This is a genomic window from Serratia sp. BNK-17 (assembly GCF_048684935.1).
In the GTDB taxonomy this organism is placed as follows: domain Bacteria; phylum Pseudomonadota; class Gammaproteobacteria; order Enterobacterales; family Enterobacteriaceae; genus Serratia; species Serratia nematodiphila.
On record NZ_JBLQTR010000001.1, the window covers coordinates 122,578 to 141,825 of the forward strand.

Annotated in this window: 21 protein-coding genes; 15 read left to right on the top strand and 6 right to left on the bottom strand. The window is 61.1% G+C overall.

Annotation, left to right across the window (positions count from 1 at the left end; genetic code table 11):
• The first annotated feature begins 66 nt into the window (after positions 1-66).
• The 6 genes from ltnD (at position 67) to ACMGF7_RS00580 (ending at position 5,720) form a co-directional block, all read left to right on the top strand.
• Positions 67-981: an L-threonate dehydrogenase gene (gene ltnD / locus ACMGF7_RS00555; protein ID WP_164095316.1), complete on the top strand. Its 915-nt coding sequence runs from the start codon at positions 67-69 to the stop codon at positions 979-981.
• The gene (gene otnK / locus ACMGF7_RS00560) at positions 981-2,240 is read left to right on the top strand and encodes a 3-oxo-tetronate kinase (protein WP_420286331.1); all 1,260 of its coding nucleotides are present in this window, start codon (positions 981-983) and stop codon (positions 2,238-2,240) included. Before ltnD ends, otnK begins: the two co-directional genes overlap by 1 nt.
• A complete protein-coding gene (locus ACMGF7_RS00565) occupies positions 2,237-2,869 on the top strand; it encodes an aldolase (RefSeq protein ID WP_015377162.1) in 633 nt (210 codons plus the stop codon). Before otnK ends, ACMGF7_RS00565 begins: the two co-directional genes overlap by 4 nt.
• A gap of 3 nt (positions 2,870-2,872) precedes the next feature.
• The gene (gene otnI, locus ACMGF7_RS00570) at positions 2,873-3,649 is read left to right on the top strand and encodes a 2-oxo-tetronate isomerase (RefSeq protein WP_197800347.1); all 777 of its coding nucleotides are present in this window, start codon (positions 2,873-2,875) and stop codon (positions 3,647-3,649) included.
• A gap of 106 nt (positions 3,650-3,755) precedes the next feature.
• Positions 3,756-5,126 carry a GntP family transporter gene (locus tag ACMGF7_RS00575; protein ID WP_049241225.1) on the top strand — a complete coding sequence of 457 codons (1,371 nt, stop codon included), beginning with the start codon at positions 3,756-3,758 and terminating at the stop codon, positions 5,124-5,126.
• 63 nt (positions 5,127-5,189) lie between these two features.
• Positions 5,190-5,720, top strand: a complete 531-nt coding sequence (locus ACMGF7_RS00580; RefSeq protein ID WP_004939196.1) for a GNAT family N-acetyltransferase — start codon at positions 5,190-5,192, stop codon at positions 5,718-5,720.
• A gap of 4 nt (positions 5,721-5,724) precedes the next feature.
• Here the strand turns inward: ACMGF7_RS00580 and ACMGF7_RS00585 are convergent, their stop codons facing one another.
• Positions 5,725-6,597, bottom strand: coding sequence for a LysR family transcriptional regulator (locus tag ACMGF7_RS00585; RefSeq protein WP_164095314.1), 873 nt, complete (start codon positions 6,595-6,597; stop codon positions 5,725-5,727).
• A 91-nt stretch (positions 6,598-6,688) separates the two neighbouring features.
• Between ACMGF7_RS00585 and ACMGF7_RS00590 the strand changes: the two genes are divergently transcribed.
• Positions 6,689-7,669, top strand: coding sequence for a nitrilase family protein (locus ACMGF7_RS00590; RefSeq protein ID WP_164095313.1), 981 nt, complete (start codon positions 6,689-6,691; stop codon positions 7,667-7,669).
• A gap of 90 nt (positions 7,670-7,759) precedes the next feature.
• Here ACMGF7_RS00590 and ompX read toward each other — a convergent pair whose 3' ends face one another.
• Positions 7,760-8,278, bottom strand: coding sequence for an outer membrane protein OmpX (ompX, locus tag ACMGF7_RS00595; protein ID WP_004939201.1), 519 nt, complete (start codon positions 8,276-8,278; stop codon positions 7,760-7,762).
• A gap of 400 nt (positions 8,279-8,678) precedes the next feature.
• On the opposite strand from ompX, the gene rhtA reads away from it, so the two are divergent.
• Together rhtA and nanQ are read left to right on the top strand one after the other, a co-directional pair.
• The gene (gene rhtA / locus ACMGF7_RS00600; protein WP_004939202.1) at positions 8,679-9,566 is read left to right on the top strand and encodes a threonine/homoserine exporter RhtA; all 888 of its coding nucleotides are present in this window, start codon (positions 8,679-8,681) and stop codon (positions 9,564-9,566) included.
• Positions 9,567-9,698: 132 nt separating this feature from the next.
• Positions 9,699-10,166 (top strand): N-acetylneuraminate anomerase, encoded by a 468-nt coding sequence (gene nanQ, locus ACMGF7_RS00605; RefSeq protein WP_049241221.1) that lies wholly within the window; start codon positions 9,699-9,701, stop codon positions 10,164-10,166.
• Here the strand turns inward: nanQ and ACMGF7_RS00610 are convergent.
• Positions 10,148-10,699, bottom strand: a complete 552-nt coding sequence (locus ACMGF7_RS00610; protein ID WP_160125253.1) for a shikimate kinase — start codon at positions 10,697-10,699, stop codon at positions 10,148-10,150. The two genes, nanQ and ACMGF7_RS00610, sit on opposite strands and share 19 nt — an antisense overlap.
• 355 nt (positions 10,700-11,054) lie before the next feature.
• On the opposite strand from ACMGF7_RS00610, the gene dps reads away from it, so the two are divergent.
• The 6 genes from dps to ybiO all read left to right on the top strand — a co-directional run bounded on the left by dps (position 11,055) and on the right by ybiO (position 16,908).
• Positions 11,055-11,558: a DNA starvation/stationary phase protection protein Dps gene (gene dps, locus ACMGF7_RS00615; RefSeq protein ID WP_004939215.1), complete on the top strand. Its 504-nt coding sequence runs from the start codon at positions 11,055-11,057 to the stop codon at positions 11,556-11,558.
• 140 nt (positions 11,559-11,698) lie between these two features.
• Entirely contained in the window at positions 11,699-11,965 is a 267-nt protein-coding gene (locus ACMGF7_RS00620; protein WP_015377155.1) for a DksA/TraR family C4-type zinc finger protein, read from the top strand.
• A gap of 338 nt (positions 11,966-12,303) precedes the next feature.
• Positions 12,304-13,047 carry a glutamine ABC transporter substrate-binding protein GlnH gene (gene glnH / locus ACMGF7_RS00625; protein WP_004939223.1) on the top strand — a complete coding sequence of 248 codons (744 nt, stop codon included), beginning with the start codon at positions 12,304-12,306 and terminating at the stop codon, positions 13,045-13,047.
• 102 nt (positions 13,048-13,149) lie between these two features.
• The gene (glnP, locus tag ACMGF7_RS00630) at positions 13,150-13,809 is read left to right on the top strand and encodes a glutamine ABC transporter permease GlnP (protein ID WP_004939229.1); all 660 of its coding nucleotides are present in this window, start codon (positions 13,150-13,152) and stop codon (positions 13,807-13,809) included.
• Positions 13,806-14,528 carry a glutamine ABC transporter ATP-binding protein GlnQ gene (gene glnQ, locus ACMGF7_RS00635; RefSeq protein ID WP_004939230.1) on the top strand — a complete coding sequence of 241 codons (723 nt, stop codon included), beginning with the start codon at positions 13,806-13,808 and terminating at the stop codon, positions 14,526-14,528. Before glnP ends, glnQ begins: the two co-directional genes overlap by 4 nt.
• A gap of 154 nt (positions 14,529-14,682) precedes the next feature.
• On the top strand, positions 14,683-16,908 hold the full coding sequence (gene ybiO / locus ACMGF7_RS00640) for a mechanosensitive channel protein (RefSeq protein ID WP_197800341.1): 2,226 nt from the start codon (positions 14,683-14,685) through the stop codon (positions 16,906-16,908).
• Here the strand turns inward: ybiO and ACMGF7_RS00645 are convergent.
• The 3 genes from ACMGF7_RS00645 to ACMGF7_RS00655 are packed head-to-tail and all read right to left on the bottom strand — an operon-like array spanning position 16,905 to position 19,119.
• Entirely contained in the window at positions 16,905-17,912 is a 1,008-nt protein-coding gene (locus ACMGF7_RS00645) for an alpha/beta hydrolase family protein (RefSeq protein ID WP_100396093.1), read from the bottom strand. The genes ybiO and ACMGF7_RS00645 overlap by 4 nt on opposite strands.
• Positions 17,900-18,538 (bottom strand): GNAT family N-acetyltransferase, encoded by a 639-nt coding sequence (locus tag ACMGF7_RS00650; protein ID WP_049241217.1) that lies wholly within the window; start codon positions 18,536-18,538, stop codon positions 17,900-17,902. Before ACMGF7_RS00650 ends, ACMGF7_RS00645 begins: the two co-directional genes overlap by 13 nt.
• An 11-nt stretch (positions 18,539-18,549) precedes the next feature.
• The gene (locus ACMGF7_RS00655) at positions 18,550-19,119 is read right to left on the bottom strand and encodes a TetR/AcrR family transcriptional regulator (protein WP_306377283.1); all 570 of its coding nucleotides are present in this window, start codon (positions 19,117-19,119) and stop codon (positions 18,550-18,552) included.
• Between the last annotated feature and the right edge of the window lie 129 nt (positions 19,120-19,248).

Consider the following 19,248-nt stretch of genomic DNA (forward strand, 5'->3'; position numbering starts at 1 on the left):
CCGTCGCCAAGCGCTTACATTTAACACAACAAAACAAATTATCACTAAAATTAACAGGAGTGCAGTATGACACACCCAGGGAATTATGCCGTCTGCATCATCGGACTGGGCGCGATGGGCATGGGCGCGGCGCGTTCGTGCCTTCGCGCCGGATTGACCACCTACGGGGCGGACCTGAATCCGCAGGCGCTGGCGACGCTGCAACAGGCCGGCGCGCAACAAGCGTCTACCAGCGCGTGCGACTTCGCGGCCAAGTTGGACGCCGTGCTGCTGCTGGTGGTGAACGCCGCCCAAGTGAAGCAAATCTTGTTCGGCGAACAAGGCCTGGCGCCAAAGCTCAAGCCAGGCACTGCGGTGATGGTCTCTTCGACCATTTCCGCCGATGACGCCAAACAGATCGAGCAACGGCTGCTGGACTACGGGCTACCAATGTTGGACGCGCCGGTTTCCGGCGGAGCGGCCAAGGCGGAGGAAGGCCAGATAACGGTGATGGCCGCCGGCGCCGACGCTACCTTCGAGCGTCTGCAACCCGTGCTGAACGCCATCGCCGGCAAGGTTTACCGCATCGGCGAGACCATCGGTCTGGGCGCGACGGTAAAAATCATCCACCAGCTGTTGGCCGGCGTGCACATCGCCGCCGGAGCCGAAGCCATGGCGCTGGCCGCCCGCGCCGGCATCCCGCTGGACGTGATGTACGACGTGGTCACCCACGCCGCCGGCAACTCCTGGATGTTCGAAAATCGCATGCGCCACGTGGTCGACGGCGACTATACGCCCAAATCGGCGGTGGATATCTTCGTCAAGGATCTGGGGCTGGTGGCGGATACCGCCAGGGCGCTGCACTTCCCGCTGCCGCTGGCCTCCACCGCTTTCACCATGTTTACCGCCGCCAGCAACGCCGGTTACGGTAAAGAAGACGACAGTGCGGTAATCAAAATCTTTGCCGGCATCGATCTGCCGCAAAAAAAGGAGGCGCTCTGATGCTGCTTGGCGTAATCGCGGATGACTTTACCGGCGCGACCGACATCGCCAGTTTTCTGGTGCAAAACGGCCTGCCGACGGTGCAGCTGAACGGCGTGCCGCAGGACGAAACGCAGGTAAACGCACAGGCGGCGGTCATCAGCCTGAAATCGCGTTCCTGCCCGGCAGAGCAGGCGGTCGAACAGGCGTTGCAGGCGCTGGCCTGGTTGCAAAAACAGGGCTGCCGCCAGTTCTACTTCAAATACTGCTCCACTTTCGACAGCACCGCACAAGGCAATATCGGCCCGGTGACCGACGCCCTGCTCGCCGCGCTGGGGGAAAATTTCACGGTTGTTTCCCCGGCGCTTCCGGTAAACGGCCGCACGGTCTATCAGGGCTACCTGTTCGTCGGGGAGCAGCTGCTGTCTGAGTCCGGCATGCGTCATCACCCGGTCACGCCAATGACCGACAGCAACCTGCTGCGCCTGATGGAGTCCCAGGCCGCCGGGCGCTGTGGGCTGGTGACGGCGGCGGAAATGGATCGCGGCGCCGAGGCAGTCAGCGAGAAACTGCAGCAATTGGCGCAGGAAGGCGTGCGCTACGCGGTGCTGGACACGCTCAACGAACGGCATCTGCTTACCCAGGGTGAAGCGTTGAAAACGATGAAGCTGGTGACCGGCGGTTCGGGCCTGGCGATCGGCCTGGCGCGGCAATGGGCGCAAAGCGGCGCTCGTTCGGCAGAGGCAGCCGGCGCGCCGCAGGGGGAAAAGGCAGCAGTGCTGTCGGGCTCGTGTTCTGTGATGACTAACCGGCAGGTGGCGCACTACCGCGAGCGCGCTTCGGCGCAGGCCATCGATATCGGCCGTTGCCTCGAACCACAGGCACGCGCCGCCTACGCCGCCGAGTTGGCGCACTGGGCGCAGCATCACGCCGGGGAGGCGCTTGCCCCGCTAATCTACGCCACTGCGCCGCCGGAAGCGCTGCAGCAAACGCAACGGCAGCACGGCGCCGCCGCCAGCGAGGCGGTGGAAGCGCTGTTCGCCGAATTGGTGGTGCAACTGCGCCGGTTGGGATTCAACCGCTTTATCGTCGCCGGCGGCGAAACCTCCGGCGTGGTCACGCAGGCGCTGGGCATTCGCGGCTTTCATATTGGCCCCGGCATTTCTCCCGGCGTTCCCTGGGTGCGCGCCAGCGATCGGGCGATTTCCCTGGCGCTGAAATCAGGCAATTTTGGCGATGAAGCCTTCTTCTCGCGCGCGCAAACGGAGTTTCCAGTATGAGCATGACGACCGAACAGCAAGCGCGCGAAGAGATGGTGCGTCTCGGCGCCTCGTTTTTTCAACGCGGTTACGCCACTGGTTCCGCCGGCAACCTCTCGCTGTTGCTGCCGGACGGCGCGCTGCTGGCGACGCCGACCGGCTCTTGCCTGGGCGAACTGCAGGCCGATCGCCTGTCTAAAGTGAGCCTGAACGGCGATTGGCTGTCCGGCGACAAGCCGTCGAAAGAGATCAGCTTTCACCGAGCGCTGTATCTGAACAATCCGGAATGCAAAGCTGTGGTGCACCTGCATTGCACCTACCTCACGGCGCTCTCTTGCCTGCAAGGGCTGGACGTCGACAACGCCATCAAACCGTTCACCCCCTATGTGGTGATGCGCGTCGGCAAGGTGCCGGTGGTGCCCTACTATCGTCCTGGCGACGAAAGGCTGGCGCAGGATCTGGCGCGCCTGGCGCCGGCCCACCGCGCCTTTTTACTGGCCAACCACGGGCCGGTGGTGACCGGTAAAGACCTGCGAGCGGCGGCGGACAATACCGAAGAGATGGAAGATGCGGCGCGGCTGATCTTCACCCTCGGCGATCGTCCGATCCGCTATTTGACCGATGATGAAATTGCCGAATTACGGAGCTGACTCATGCCTAAATTTGCCGCCAATTTATCGATGATGTTTAACGAAGTGCCGTTCCTCGAGCGCTTCGCTGCCGCTGCCGAACAAGACTTCAGCGCGGTGGAATTCCTGTTCCCTTACGAGCATCCCGCTGAGCTGTTGGCCGAAAAGCTGCGCGAACACGGCCTGCAACAGGTGCTGTTCAATACCGCGCCCGGCGATGTCGCCGCCGGCGAATGGGGGTTGGCGGCGCTGCCGGGCCGCGAGCAAGATGCGCGCGCTGATATCGATCGCGCGCTGGCCTACGCCATCGCCCTCGCCTGTCCCTGCGTGCACCTGATGGCCGGCGTGGTGCCCGCGGGCGCGGATCGGCAACGTTATCTCGACACCTTTATCGCCAATGCGCGCTATGCCGCCGACGCCTTCGCCCCGCACGGCGTCAAGGTGCTGATCGAAGCGCTCAGCCCACCGGTCAAGCCCGACTACCTGTTCGCCAGTCAACATCAGGCGGCGGAGGTGGTGGCGGCGATCGAGAGACCGAACGTGTTCATTCAGTTCGACTTTTTCCACGCGCAGTTAGTGGACGGCAATATCAGCGGGCTGCTGGAGACGCTGGCCGGGCGCTACGCGCATATCCAGATAGCCTCAGTGCCGGATCGTCACGAACCGGACGAGGGCGAACTGAATTACCCATGGCTGTTCGACAGGCTGGATGCGCTCGGCTATCAGGGCTGGATCGGTTGCGAATATCGGCCGCGCGGCGACACCGCCGCCGGGCTCGGCTGGCTGAAGCCTTACCGCTAACGTCGCACGCCGACACCAGGAAAACGATTTTATAACAATGAAACGCACCCGTATCGCCACGCGGCGATCGCGGTGCCCAACGCTTACCCAACGAAAGGCTTTTTTCATGTCTACCTCTCTGCTGTTGCTGATTGCCGTACTCGGCGTGGTGCTGCTGTTATTGATGGTGATTAAGGCGAAGGTGCAACCCTTTGTCGCGCTGTTGGTGGTCAGTCTGCTGGTGGCGTTGGCCAGCGGCATTCCGACCGGTGAAGTGATGAAAGTGATGACCGCCGGGATGGGCGGCGTGCTCGGCTCGGTAACCATCATCATCGGTCTGGGGGCGATGCTCGGGCGCATGATCGAACACTCGGGCGGCGCCGAGTCGCTGGCGCAACGTTTCAGCCAGGGGCTGGGGCCGAAACATACCGTCGCCGCGCTGACCCTCGCCGCATTTATCCTCGGCATTCCGGTATTCTTCGATGTCGGCTTTATCATTCTGGCGCCGATTATTTACGGCTTCGCCAAGGTCGCCAAAGTGTCGCCGCTGAAGTTCGGCCTGCCGATGGCCGGCGTGATGTTAACGGTACACGTCGCGCTGCCGCCGCACCCTGGCCCGGTCGCCGCCGCCGGCCTGCTCAACGCCGACATCGGTTGGCTGACCATCATCGGCCTCGCGATCTGTATTCCGGTCGGCGCGATCGGCTATTTCGCCGCCAACTACCTCAACCGCAAAACCTATCCGTTATCGATAGAGGTGCTGGAACAGCTGCAGCTGGCGGCGCCGGAGCCGCGGCCGGAAGGGCGAGCGCCGCTCAGCGATCGCATCAACCCGCCCGGCGCTGGCCTGGTGGCGGCGCTGATCGTCATCCCGATCGCCATCATCATGCTCGGCACCGTCTCCGCCACGCTGTTGCCGGCAGGCTCGGCGCTGCGCGATGCGCTGTCGCTGCTGGGGTCGCCGGCGGTGGCGCTGATGATAGCCCTGCTGCTGGCCTTCTATTTCCTGGCGCTGCGCCGCGGCTGGAGCCTGCAACACGCCGGTGACGTGATGGGCGCCGCGCTGCCGACCGCCGCGGTGGTGATCCTGGTGACCGGCGCGGGCGGCGTGTTCGGCAAGGTGCTGGTGGAATCCGGCGTCGGCAAGGCGCTGGCCGAAGTGCTGACGGCCATTGGCCTGCCGCTGGTGCCCGCCGCGTTTATCATTTCGCTGGCGCTGCGCGCTTCGCAAGGTTCCGCCACCGTGGCGATCCTGACCACCGGCGGCCTGTTGTCGGAAGCGGTCAGCGGGTTGAATCAGCTGCAGCTGGTGCTGGTGACGCTGGCGACCTGTTTTGGCGGGCTGGGGCTTTCCCACGTCAACGACTCCGGTTTTTGGATCGTCACGCGCTATCTGGGGCTGTCGGTGGCCGATGGCCTGAGGACCTGGACGGTGCTGACCACCCTGCTCGGCCTGAGCGGCTTTCTGTTCACCTGGCTGTTGTGGCTGGCGGTGTGATTTCTCTGGCATACTGAACGCCGTTGTTTTTCATCGCCTTTCACCCTGTGCAGGAGCAGCAACATGACCGTAATCAACACCGCGCCAACGCTTATCACCGAACGCCTGCGGCTGGACGCGCACACGCTGGACGACTTCGACTCGCTGGCCGCTCTGTGGGCCGATCCGCTGGTGGTGCGCTATATCGGCGGCACGCCGCGCGACCGGGAAGACTCCTGGGGGCGCCTGATGCGCTACGTCGGCCACTGGGCGCTGTTGGGATACGGGTATTGGGCGGTGCGTGACAAACAGAGCGGCGAGTATCTCGGCAGCATCGGCTTCTCCAACTTCCTGCGCGACATCACCCCGGCGCTCGACGCGCCGGAAATGGGCTGGACGCTGGTGAGCTCGGCGCACGGCAAAGGCTACGCCACCGAGGCGCTGCGGGCGGCGCTGGCCTGGGGTAAAACGCACCTGCCCGGCAAGCAAACCGTCTGCATCATCTCACCGGAAAACCAGGCTTCGCTGGCGCTGGCGAAAAAAGTCGGCTTTAGCGAAAGCCACCGCAGCGAGTATCACCAGAGCCCGATCGTCGTGATGCATTGCCCGCTTTGAATGCCTAAGCGCGTTGCGCCGCCAACGCCGTCTGAATGAAGTTGTCCCGCAGCGCATCGGCGCGCTGCGGATCCCAGGCGATACCGACCTGCCACTCCGTCTCCTCGCCGCTCAGCGGTAAAATGTCGATGCCGGCCGGCGCGATATGCGTGATGCTGTGCGGCAGCAGCGCGACACCGACGCCGGCGGCAACCAGCGCCAGCAACGTCTGGATATCGCCGGCCTGCTGCACCACGTTCGGCGTCAACCGGTGGGCGGCGATAAACCGCAGCGACTGATCGCTCAGCCCGCGCCCGCGTTTGGGAGTCAACTGCAACAGCGGCAGCTGATTGAAACGCGCCATCAGATCGTCGGCGCGCAGCGCCAGCGCGCCCGGCGCGGCCAGCACCAACCGATCGCTCAGCAATGCCACGCCGCACAGCGGCGTATTGACCGGCAAGCGCACGAACCCCGCCTGCAACTCTCCCTGCAGCAACAGCTGATACTGGCGTTCCGACGGCAAGTCCTCCAGGCCGATCGCCACCTCGGGAAACCGTTGGCGAAAGGCCGCCACCAGCTGCGGCGCCAGATGAAAGCTGGAAAGGCCAAATCCCAGCGTCAGCCGCCCCGCTTCCCCGAGCGCCACCCGCCGCGCGCGCCGCTGAAACTGCTGGTACTGCTCCACCAGCGCCTGCGCTTCCGGGTAGAGCCGCTGCCCGCCGGCGGTGAGCACCGCCCCCTGTCGGCCACGCTCGAACACTCGAACGCCGAGCTGGGTTTCCAGCGCCTGAATTTGCTTGCTCAGCGCCGGTTGGCTGATGCATAGCCGGCTCGCCGCCTGCCGATAGTTGCCCTGCTCAGCCAGCGCCACCAGGGCGCGCAGTTGTTTTATATCCATTCCATTAGGTTATCGAATAGGGAATTTAATTGATTATACAGTAATCAAACCACCTGCTGTAATCAACGCAGACCCTCATCGGAGAAACACCATGACCATCTCATTACGCGCCGCCACGGTGCAATTCCAGCATCGCGCCAACGATAAGAATTACAACCTGTCGACCATCGAGCGCTTTATCGCTCAGGCGGCCGAGCAGCAGGTACAGCTGCTGGCCTTCCCGGAAATGTGTATCACCGGCTATTGGCACGTGCGCCATCTGTCCGACGCCGAAGTGCGGGCGCTGGCGGAACCGATCGCGTCCAGCCCTTCGCTGGCGCGCATTCGCCCGCTGGCTGAGCGTTACAACATGGCGATCGGCGTCGGGCTGATCGAGCTGGGCGACGACGGCCGTTGCTACAACGCCTACGCCGTATGCCTGCCGGACGGCGCGCTGCATGTGCACCGTAAACTGCACGCCTTCGAACACCCGGCTATCGCCAGCGGCGATCGCTATACGGTGTTCGACACTCCCTGGGGCGTGCGCGTGGGCGTATTGATCTGTTGGGACAACAATCTGGTGGAGAATGTGCGCGCGACGGCGCTGCTGGGCGCGGAGGTGTTGATGGCCCCACACCAGACCGGCGGCACCCATTCGCGCAGCCCGCACGGCATGAAGCCGATCCCACAGGCGCTGTGGCAGCGGCGAGCGGAAGATCCGCAGGCGATAGAAGCCGCCTTTCGCGGCGAACACGGCCGCGGCTGGCTGATGCGCTGGCTGCCCTCGCGCGCTCATGACAACGGGCTGTTTTTGTTATTCAGCAACGGCGTGGGCCGCGATGACGATGAGGTACGCACCGGCAATGCGATGATCCTCGATCCCTACGGCCGCATCGTAGCGGAGACCTGGGCGGCGGAAGACCGGCTGGTCAGTGCCGATCTCGATCTGACGCTGATCCCGCTCAGTACCGGACGCCGCTGGATTTACGGACGCCGCCCCGAGCTGTACGGTTTACTGACCGAACCGCAAGGCTATGAGCGCGATGCCCGCAGCGCGCGCTTTTCGACGCAGCCTACGGGGCGCAGCGACTAATGACAGATAAAAAAAATCCGCCCGAAGGCGGATTTTTTATCCGCGCGGCAACCTGTGCCGCGCATTCACGCCCGCAGGCATGAAGAAATCTTAGAAGCGGTAGCCTACGCCAACGTTCCAGCTGCCAACGTCCACGCTGCGGATGCGGCTCTGCTCGTAGCCAACGTCCAGGGCAACGTTTTCGATTGGGTTGAACTGCAGACCTGCACCGTAGGTGAAGCCGTAGTCGCTGTTGCCACCTTTGTTACCGCCAGCCTGGGCGTTGTCGATGTTTTTGCCGTAGCCAACACCGATCACACCGTAGATGCTCGCCCAGTCGTTGAAGCGGTAAGCTGGACCTGCGGTGATGGAATCGTACTGAGATTTCTTGTAGAAACCGCTTTCAGAACGATTTTTTTCCAGGTGGGTGAAGGAGCCGATCACACCCAGTGGGTTGTTGTCGAACTCGTAACGGTATTTCAGGTTGAAACCGTTGGCCTTGTTAGCAACGCCTTGGAGATCACCCTGCGCATAGCCAGCGGATACGGTGCTCTGACCAGCGAATGCGGTACCTGCGCTAACTGCTAATACGCAAGCTGCTACTGCGGAAAGACATGCAATTTTTTTCATAACCACCTCAAACGCGTTTTATTATTAAGTACATCCATTTGTTCATGCTTTGAAAATATAACAAAAATTAGCGTGAAACTCTGCCTTGAAATGAGTGTCTAATGCTTTATATCGTGTAACAGAAGATTTCAAGAACAGTGTATCTACTTCTTTTCGCTCTATTTTCGGCCGTATTCTACGGCTTTCTGTGACAAAAATCACCAATTTAATATCCAGATAATTCTTAAGAAAAAGCGCACTTTTTGACCAAATTCGCCACATCTCATCCGAGGATCGGCGGATTTCACCGCGATGCGCGCTTTTCTCAGACAGATTTTCGCCATTTCATTTACACTGCTCGCATCCCCGTTTCGACCGTTTTCTCAAGGCTGAGGAACGGCGCAAAAAAGGCCCATTAAGGATGTCGTTATCTACTTCCGGCAGAGCGCCCTCCGCGCTGCTGCCCATCTGTCTGTTAATCATCGCCATGGTGTCTATCCAAAGCGGTGCCTCGTTGGCCAAAAGCCTGTTCCCGATCGTGGGCGCGGAAGGCATTACGACGCTGCGTCTTTTCATCGGCACCCTGATTCTGTTCATTATCTTCCGCCCGTGGCGTATGCGCATCGTCGCCGGCAGCCGCTTGCCGCTGCTGATTTACGGCCTGTCGCTCGGCGCGATGAACTACCTGTTCTACCTTTCGCTGCGCACCGTGCCGCTCGGCATCGCCGTGGCGCTGGAGTTTACCGGCCCGTTGGCGGTAGCCATGTTCTCGTCGCGGCGGCCGATCGACTTTCTCTGGGTGGCGCTGGCGATCGCCGGGTTGTGGTTCCTGTTGCCGCTCGGCCACGGCGTAGGCGGGATCGATCCGTTCGGCGCCGCCTGTGCGCTCGGCGCTGGCGCCTGCTGGGCGGTCTATATCATTTTCGGCCAAAAGGCCGGCGGCGATCACGGACCCGGCACGGTGGCGCTCGGTTCGTTGATCGCTGCGCTGGTGTTCTGCCCGATCGGCGCCTGGCAAACCGGCAGCGTGCTGTTCAACCTCGATATTCTCCCGGTGGCGCTGGCGGTGGCGATCCTCTCCACCGCGCTGCCTTATTCGCTGGAGATCATCGCGCTGCCCAAAATTCCGGCGCGCACTTTCGGCACCTTAATGAGCCTGGAGCCGGCGATGGCGGCTCTGTCCGGCATGCTGTTCCTCGGCGAACACCTAAGCGGCGTGCAATGGTTGGCGCTGGCGGCGATTATCGCCGCCTCCATGGGTTCCGCCCTGACCATTCGCCCCAAACCGCGCCTCGAAAGCCTTTCCTGATCGCCTGACTCGCCTGCCGTCCGCAACGCCGGAATGCAGGCGGGTTAACTGTTTTCCTCGTGACAAATCGGCATACTTCCCCTTAGCCTGTATCGCAGGCTCTTTGGACTTTCGCTCACATGGAGAATAACAGTGATTCACAACAGCCTGTTCAACCCACGCTTCGGCCGCGGACTCGCGCCGGCGCTGGTTTCAACCCTGACCGAGTTGCGCCGATGCGACCTGCCCGAACTGGCGCTGGGCCATCACCCGATCGACGGCGACAACATCTTTATGGACGTGATGACGCTGACCACCGCGCCGGCGGCGGAGAAGCGCGCCGAAATGCATCAGGAGTACATCGCGCTGCATCTGCTGATCAGCGGCGAAGAACGCATCGAATACGGCCTGGCGGGCGACTGGCATCGCGAACATCCGCATGCAGAAAATAGCGATCTGCTGCTGCTGGACATCAAACGCCACCCGCAAACCCTTCACATGACGCACGGCATGTTCGCGATCTTTTTCCAGATGGAACCGCATAAGACCGGCTGCCTGTGGCAGCGGCCGCAGCACATCAAGAAAGCGGTGGTGAGGATCCATCACCGCCTGCTGCTGTGAGCCTGCGGCAGCGTCCGTAGAAAATCGGCGGCCTGGCGGGGAGAGCGCAAGCGCTTGAAACGGCCCCCTATATCGGTACGGGCCATCTCCGCCAGGTATTTTCGCCGGTTCTTCGAGTAAGTGCGGATCGTCCACAGCACGATCGACTCGCGGCTAAAGAAAGAACGGCGGAAACTTTCCCGATTGCCGGTGCCCGGCCACAGCTCGCTTTTGCCGGCCGCGCGTCGGCATGCGCGGCGCACGGCCTGCCACAGCGTGCGGCAGAAACCGTAGTCCAGCCACAGGATATAATCGACCTCGCGCCACTTGATAGGTTGCGTGCGGCTGTAGTTGCCGTCCAGCACCCAACCTCCTCCCGCTTCGGCCAACGTCTGCTCAAGCCGCGCCAGAAACGCGCCATCGGGCGTCCCCTGCCACTCGGGCCGCCAATAGAGTCTGTCCATCTCGATATAGGGAACGTCAAGACGTTCCGCCAGTTGACGCGCCAGGGTGCTTTTACCGCTGCCGCTGGTGCCGACGACGTTAATTTTCATCACTCGCCAATAAAGACTGGGGATAATTTCCATACTTTAGCCGTATCAATTACGTCTATCAATCTGAATAGGCTTGGCATTAACACCACGATAACAAAGTGGATATTTAACCAAACCTGCGCGCCCGCAGAAAATAAGATAACGGGGATAAATTGTCACTGACAAAAATAATAATAAAAAACAAAATAACAATAAAATTCATAAAATTACACAATAGAAAAAACCAAATAAAAATATTGCCATTAGGCCCCCCCTATTTGTGCAATAGCCATTTTCGTGCGGCAAAAATAAACATCCCTGCTATAATTAATCCCGTAACGAAATAGGACAACGACTAATCAAGAGGATATCTGATATGAGTACCGCTAAACTGGTGAAAACGAAATCTTCTGATCTGCTGTATACCCGTAACGATCTGGACGAAAAAGTTAAACTGGCCGCCATCAAGGCGCTGAACCATCAGGTCGTGCAATTCATCGATCTTTCGTTGATCACCAAACAGGCGCACTGGAACATGCGCGGCGCGAACTTCATCGCGGTCCATGAAATGCTGGACGGCTTCCGCACCGCCATCATCGAGCATCAGGACACCTTCGCCGAGCGCGTGGTGCAGCTGGGTGGCGTGGCGCTGGGCACCGTACAGGTGGTCAACGATCGCACGCCGCTGAAAAGCTACCCAACCAATATCCACAGCGTGCAAGAGCACCTGAAAGCGCTGGCCGATCGCTACGGCGCGGTCGCGAATGACATCCGCAAAGCCATTACCGAAGTGGAAGACGAAGACACCGCCGATATGTTCACCGCCGCCTCGCGCGATCTGGACAAATTCCTGTGGTTCATCGAATCCAATATCGAATAACGCGAAAGCGTTGCAGATCGCCCGTCGTTCCGGGCAGCGCAGGCTGGGCTTTGCCCGGCCTGTTTTCTTTTGCGCGACCGTTGCATTGTACAAAAAACGGCCCATATTAAACGGTAGGGTTTCCTTGTCAGGAGGTGATTATGGCCAGCGGCTGGGCGGCGGACGGCGCCGTACAAGATCAGATTGATTCCACCGTCGACGATGCGGTGCAGCGCGCGCGTGAAGCGCTCGGGCACGGCGAGAGCGAACGCTATTGCCAGGAATGCGGAGAACCGATCCCCGAGGCGCGCCGCAAGGCGCTGAAGGGCGTGCGTTTTTGCGTCGCCTGCCAGGCCGAACAAGACAAAAAACACGCGGCCACCAGCCTGTACAACCGGCGCGGCAGCAAAGACAGCCAGTTGCGTTAGCATTATCTGCTCCCCTTTTGCCCCTCTCGCAGTCACCCTTGCACCGTCAATGGATCATGAAAGTTAGAGTTAGTTATCAATATTGAAGCAAAAACGTTAAAGAACGGTTGTTTCACAGCCAAAATTTGGTTAATGATAGCCCCGTGCACCAAGATAATTCTTACGCACCATTTCGGTGCCTCATTGTGGTGCATAACCATAACTATTCGCCGTCACGGCACAACATCACGCAGTAACTCTTTGTTTTTATATTAGTTGAAAACATGGCACGATTTTTTCATGGCACCAACTGCAATATAAAAAATGGGTAATCCGCAACCTGTACAGGAATTCCTCTCATGAAGTCGATTTTTAAAGTCTCCCTGGCCGCACTCTCTCTGGCCTTTGCCGTAAGTTCCCACGCAGCAGACAAACTGGTGGTCGCCACCGACACCGCTTTCGTTCCTTTTGAGTTCAAGCAAGGCGACAAATACGTCGGCTTCGACATCGACCTGTGGGCCGCGGTCGCCAAAGAGCTGAAGTTGGACTACACCCTGAAACCGATGGACTTCGGCGGCATCATTCCGGCGCTGCAGACCAAAAACGTCGATCTGGCGCTGGCCGGCATCACCATCACCGATGAGCGCAAGAAAGCCATCGATTTCTCCGACGGCTACTACAAGAGCGGCCTGCTGGTGATGGTCAACGCCGACAACAACAGCGTGAAAAGCATCGACGATCTGAACGGCAAAGTGGTGGCGGTGAAGAGCGGCACCGGCTCGGTGGATTACGCCAAGCAGCACATCAAAACCAAGGATCTGCGTCAGTTCCCTAACATCGACAACGCCTACATGGAACTGGGCACCAAGCGCGCCGACGCGGTGCTGCACGACACGCCAAACATCCTATACTTCATTAAGACGGCCGGCGCCGGCAAGTTCAAAACCGTCGGCGATTCGCTGGAAGCGCAGCAGTATGGCATCGCCTTCCCTAAAGGCAGCGACGAGCTGCGCGAGAAGGTGAACGGCGCGCTGAAAACGCTGCGCGAGAACGGCACCTATAACGAGATTTACAAGAAGTGGTTCGGCACCGAACCTAAGTAAGCTGTGAATTTGGCAAGCGATTAACTTAAGCACAGGGGGCGCTTAACCCCCTGCGCTTTGTTGTATCTGATACCCACGTTTGGGATCACCGGGAGAAATATCATGCAGTTCGACTGGAGCGCCATCTGGCCCGCCATTCCTATCTTGTTAGAGGGCGCCAAAATGACCCTGTGGATTTCGGTCCTCGGTCTGATTGGCGGCCTGATCATCGGCCTCGTCGCCGGCTTTGCCCGCACCTACGGCGGTTGGATCGCCAACCACATCGCGTTGGTGTTTATCGAAGTGATCCGCGGCACGCCGATCGTGGTGCAGGTGATGTTCATCTACTTCGCCTTGCCGATGGCGTTCACCGATTTGCGCATCGATCCTTTCACCGCGGCGGTGGTGACCATCATGATCAACTCCGGCGCCTACATCGCGGAAATCACCCGCGGCGCGGTGCTGTCTATCCATAACGGTTTCCGCGAAGCCGGCCTGGCGCTCGGCCTGTCGCGCCGCGAAACCATCCGCTACGTCATTATGCCGCTGGCGCTGCGCCGCATGCTGCCGCCGCTGGGCAACCAGTGGATCATCAGCATCAAAGACACCTCGCTGTTCATCGTGATCGGCGTGGCGGAGCTGACCCGTCAGGGTCAGGAAATTATTGCCGGTAACTTCCGCGCGCTGGAAATCTGGAGCGCCGTGGCGGTTATCTATCTGATTATTACCCTGGTGCTGAGCTTCGTGCTGCGTCGTCTGGAAAGAAGGATGAAAATCCTGTGATTGAATTTAAAAACGTCTCCAAGCATTTTGGCCAAACCCAGGTGCTGCACAACATCGATTTGAAGATCGACAAAGGCGAAGTGGTGGTGATCATCGGGCCGTCCGGCTCCGGCAAATCCACCCTGCTGCGCTGCATCAACAAGCTGGAAGAAGTCACCAGCGGCGATCTGATCGTCGACGGCCTGAAAGCCAACGATCCGAAAGTGGACGATCGGCTGATCCGCCAGGAAGCCGGCATGGTGTTCCAGCAGTTCTATCTGTTCCCGCACCTGACGGCGCTGGAAAACGTCGCCTTCGGCCCGATCCGCGTGCGCGGCGCGAAGAAGTCCGATGCGGAAAAGCTGGCGCGCGAACTGCTGGCCAAGGTCGGTCTGGCGGAGCGTGCCCACCATTACCCGTCCGAACTGTCGGGGGGCCAGCAGCAGCGCGTGGCGATCGCGCGCGCGCTGGCGGTGAAGCCGAAAATGATGCTGTTCGACGAGCCGACCTCCGCGCTCGATCCGGAGCTGCGCCATGAAGTGCTGAAGGTGATGCAGGATCTGGCCGAGGAAGGCATGACGATGGTCATCGTTACCCATGAAGTCGGCTTTGCCGAAAAAGTGGCGTCGCGCCTGATCTTTATCGACAAGGGCCGGATTGCCGAAGACGGCAACCCGCACGATCTGATCAATCATCCGCCAAGCCCGCGTCTGCAGGAGTTCCTGCAGCACGTGTCCTGATCCTGGCGGTTTAACGGCGGGCGCACCACGCGCCCGCCGCTTTCATTCCGCACGCTCTCCCACGCCCCGTCGCGCCACCTTTCCTACTATATTCATTGTTTTTCATCGTATTGCTTTTACATCCGCCGATCAAAGAACGCCAAAGAGAGGAACCATGCCGCCAAACGCAGACTCCCGACGAGGTTCTCATCTGCGAGAACACCTGCTTTTCCTGCTGCTGTTACTGACCCTGAACGTCTTCGCACCACCGGCGCTGGCGCAAAATGCGCCGCCCGCGCCCGCCGACAAGAGCGAGCAGCAGAAAGCCGCCTACGCCGCGCTGGCCGATCTGCTGCAAGACGACAAAGCGCGCGCGGAACTCATCAACCACCTGAAACAGACCGCCGGCGACGCCCCCGCCGCCGCGCCGGCAACGCCGGAGGAATCGACGCCCGCTACGCTGAGCGACAGCCTGAACTCGCTGGCGCAGGAAGGCATCGGCACCTTTAACCAAAAGCTCGGCGCGCTGCAAAAGCTGATCGACTCCGGCCCGAAGCGCGTTTTCAATCCCGCCGGCTTTTTCCGCGCGCTGGGCTACTTTCTGCTGACGGTGGCGGTCACCTTTGCGCTGTTCCACCTGATCCGGCGGCTGATCGCGCCGCTGTACAAACGCATGGGCAGTTGGGGACACAATGCGCGGCTACAGCGCGGCCCGTGGTATAAACGCCCCGCCGCCATTCTCGGCGCTTTCGCCATCGATCTGCTGGTGCTGCTGCTGGCGCTGGCGGCGGGCAATCTGTTCGCCCGCCACGTCCACGCCGACAGCGCCACCATTCTGCGGCTGCAGACCCTGTTTCTCAGCGCCTTCGCGGTGATTGAATTTTTCAAGGCGGTGCTGCGGCTGATTTTCGCCCCCCGCTTCGACTATCTGCGCCCCTTCCCCTTCAGCGACCGGAGCGCGCACTACTGGAACACCCGCCTCGCCTGGCTCAGCGGCCTGATCGGCTACGGCCTGATGGTGGTGGTGCCGGTGGTGGCGGTACAGATAAGCTACCCGGCCGCCGCCACCGTCAACCTGGTGGTGATGCTGGCGCTGACGCTGTACGCCATTTGGCTGATCCTGCACAACCGCAAGCCGATACAGCAACAGATCAACCTGCTGGCCGAGCGGTCGATGGCGTTTTTCAGCGTGATCCTGCGCGGGCTGGGGCATATCTGGCATCTGTTGGCGATCGCCTATTTTCTGGTGTTGTTCGTGCTGTCCCAGTTCGACATCGGCAACAGCCTGCGCTTTATGATGAGCGCCACGGTGAAAAGCCTGTTGGTGGTCGGCGTCGGCGCGCTGCTGTCCGGCATGCTGACCCGCTGGATTTTCCGCCGCATTTCACTGCCGACCGACGTCAATCTGCGCTACCCGATGCTCGAGCGGCGCATCAACTCCTACATCCCCAACGGGCTGAAGATACTGCGGGTGATGGTGGTGCTGGCGGTGACGCTGTTCCTGCTCGATGCCTGGCACCTGATCAACCTGTACCAGTGGGCGGGCAGCGAAAATGGCCAGCGGACGCTCGGCGGGCTGGTGCATATCCTGCTGATCCTGTTGATCGCCGTGTTCAGCTGGACGCTGATGGCCAGCATCATCGAGCACCGTCTGGCGCTGGAGCTGAGCAACGGCGTGCGGCCGAGCGCGCGCGAACGCACGCTGCTGACGCTGTTTCGCAACGTGCTGGCTATCGTTATCAGCACCATTACCGTGATGATCGTGCTGTCGCAGGTGGGATTGAACATCGCGCCGCTGCTGGCGGGCGCCGGCGCGCTGGGGCTGGCCATCAGCTTCGGCGCCCAGACGCTGGTGAAAGACGTGATTACCGGCGTGTTCATCCAGTTCGAAAACGGCATGAACACCGGCGAGTACGTCACCGTCAGCGGCATCACCGGCACCGTGGAGCGCATGACCATCCGCTCGATCGGCCTGCGCGACGACTACGGCGTCTACCACATCGTGCCGTACTCCTCGATCACCACGCTGGCCAACTATGCGCGTGAGTTCGGGGTATACCGCGCCAACTACACCGTCAGCCGCGACGAGGACATCGATCGGGTCAATGAGGTGCTGCATCAGGCCGTCGCGGCGCTGAAGCAAGATGAACAGGTGAAGCATTTCCTGATTGGCGAGCCGGTCTTCAACGGCGTGGTGGCGCTGGGAGACCGCTCGTTCACCACCCGCGTGACGGTGCGCACACAGGCGCTGAAACAGTGGGTGGTGCAATACGCCCTCGATCGGCTGGTGAAAATCCATTTCGATCGGGCCGGCATCGGCATGCCGCAGCAGGCGATGCAGATCTCCCGCGCGCCGCAGCCGCACGAAGAACAGGCACCGCCCGCGGCTCCCGGCGGTTAGCGCCCGCGCCCGCAGGGCTGAGCGGCCAGGAAGGCCGCAACGTCCTGTCGGTAGGCGTCGTATTGCACCGAGCGCGGCGCAAACAGGCCTACCACGTTGATCAGCCACGGATGGCGGGCGAACAGCGGTTTGATCATCACGTGGTCGGCTTCGTCGATGCGCGTCACCGTCAGCAGCGAGGCCGGGATCGTTTGCCGATACACGCGCTCGGTTTCGTCCGCGTCCACGTTGACGTCGCGCCCGCCCAGGATCAGGTGCACCGGCGTGTTGAAATTCCGCAATCCCGCCGTCGCGTCGCTGGCCATGTTGGCGCGGATAAAGCGCCAGCGGTCGGCGCTCAATGCGGCGGAGCCATACTCGCGGCGGTACTGCGCGTAGCCGTCCGGTTGCTCGAGCAGCGTCTGGATATGGCGCCAGTGCGCTTCGCGCGCCTGGATTTTCGCTTCATCTTCCCCCGCCGCCGCCATCGCCGCGCGGGTGTTGTAACGCCCCTGCCGCAGCCAGTTGATCGCCGGCGCCAGCGCCAGCGTGAAGGCGATATCGGGGCGTAAACGCGCCACCTCCGGCATCACCCACCCCGCCTGGCTGGTGCCCCATAGCCCCACGCAGCGCGCATCGAAGCGCCCGTCTCGCCGGGCCCAGTCGATGATATCGGCGGTTTCCCGCGCACGATCCGCCATGGTCTGATGCAGCCAGTTGCCGCCCGAGCCGCCAACGCCCGGCTTATCGAAGGATAAAACCGCATAGCCCTGCTGCGCCATCGCCTCCCAAATGCCGAAATAGCCTTCGTCGCGGCTGGCGTTAGCCGGCCCATCGCCGTGCACGAACACCACAACGCCGGGCTTGACCGGCGCATGCTGCGGCAACACCAGCGTGCCGGTCAGCCGGTTGCCGCCGGCGATCACCGTGATCGGTTCGGTGACGAAGCGAAAGTCGTTGACGAAAATGACCCACCCGAGCGCCAGCAGAAACAGCACCACACTGCACAGTCCTATTTTGCGCACGTCGCCTCCCCGCATAGTCTCTCCATCAACACCCAGTCGGCCTGACCGAACAGCCATCCCAACGCAGCGTAATGCTCTTCTCGCCGCACCTGAAAACCACAGCGCCGATACAGGCGCAGCGCATCGACGTTGCGCCGGCTGACGTGCAGGCTCAGGCGCCGCCCAGAACCCTGCCCGGCAGCGTAGTCGTTCATCCACTGCAGCAGCCGCTTGCCCACCCCTTTGCCGCGCTGATTCTCGGCCACCGCCAGGTAAGAGAGATACAGTTCATCGGCCGCCGGGGTGTGCCGCAACACCGCCATTTGCAGATACATGCGCCAAACGTTCAGCCAACCATAGCGGCGGCACAGCCGCCAAATCGGCAAGGCATGCGGACGCCGCCCGGCGTTGTTCTCGCCAGCGGCCGCATTGAGGGCAAAGGCCGCCACCACCTGTTCATCCTGCTTCACCACGAAGCTGCGCTCCCGGCTGCCGCCTTGCTTCCAACACCACAGCCGATAGAACAGACGCCACTGAAGGCGGGGGCTCAGACGGCGCGCGCGCTGAAACTTGTCGCAGAACGCGGCGTAGATCAGCGCCGCCGTTTGCAGGCGGTCAGCATCGCGGTACGGCTCAATGTGCAGCATATCCACCTCGACTAGGGATGCCGGTAGAGCAGCTGTTCCAACAGCCGCACCGGCGTGGTCTCCTCCGGCGCGGACGACGCAAAGATTGCCTGCCGCCAGGCCTGACTTTCGATCACGTCCAGCACCAGCTGCGCGAGCGGTAACGGCGCTATCGTCGGTGCAATCTCACCGGTTTGCTGAGCCTCGGCGATAACCGTCGCCAGCGCCTCAATCAGCTGCCGCTGGTTGGCGCCGAACGGCTCGGCCAACGCCGGGTTGCGCGCCACCTCCGCCACGATCTCCGCCGACAGCTGCACATTGGCCGGCTCAGCGACAAAAGCGTGATAGGCGGTAAAAAAGGCCGACAGCGCCTGCTTCGGCCGCTTTCTGTCGGCCAATAATCCGGCGGCGAACTCGGCGAATACGCCGTTTTCCAGCAGCGCGATCTCGCCGATCAGCGCCTCCTTGCCGGAAAAATGGTTATAGAGGTTGCCCACGCTGACGCCCGCCGCCTGCGCGATATCCCGCATGCTGGTCTGGTGAAATCCCTGATGGGTAAAGCTGTGCAGCGCGGCCTCGACAATCTTTTCTCGGTTTCCCATCGTCAGTTCCCGAAACGGTGAAGGGGGCGCCTGGCGCCATAAATTGACATTAATGAACGAACGTTCATTCACATCAAGTCTAGCATAGACCGGTAAAATTGAACCGCAGCTCAACGGCTCAGGAATCGG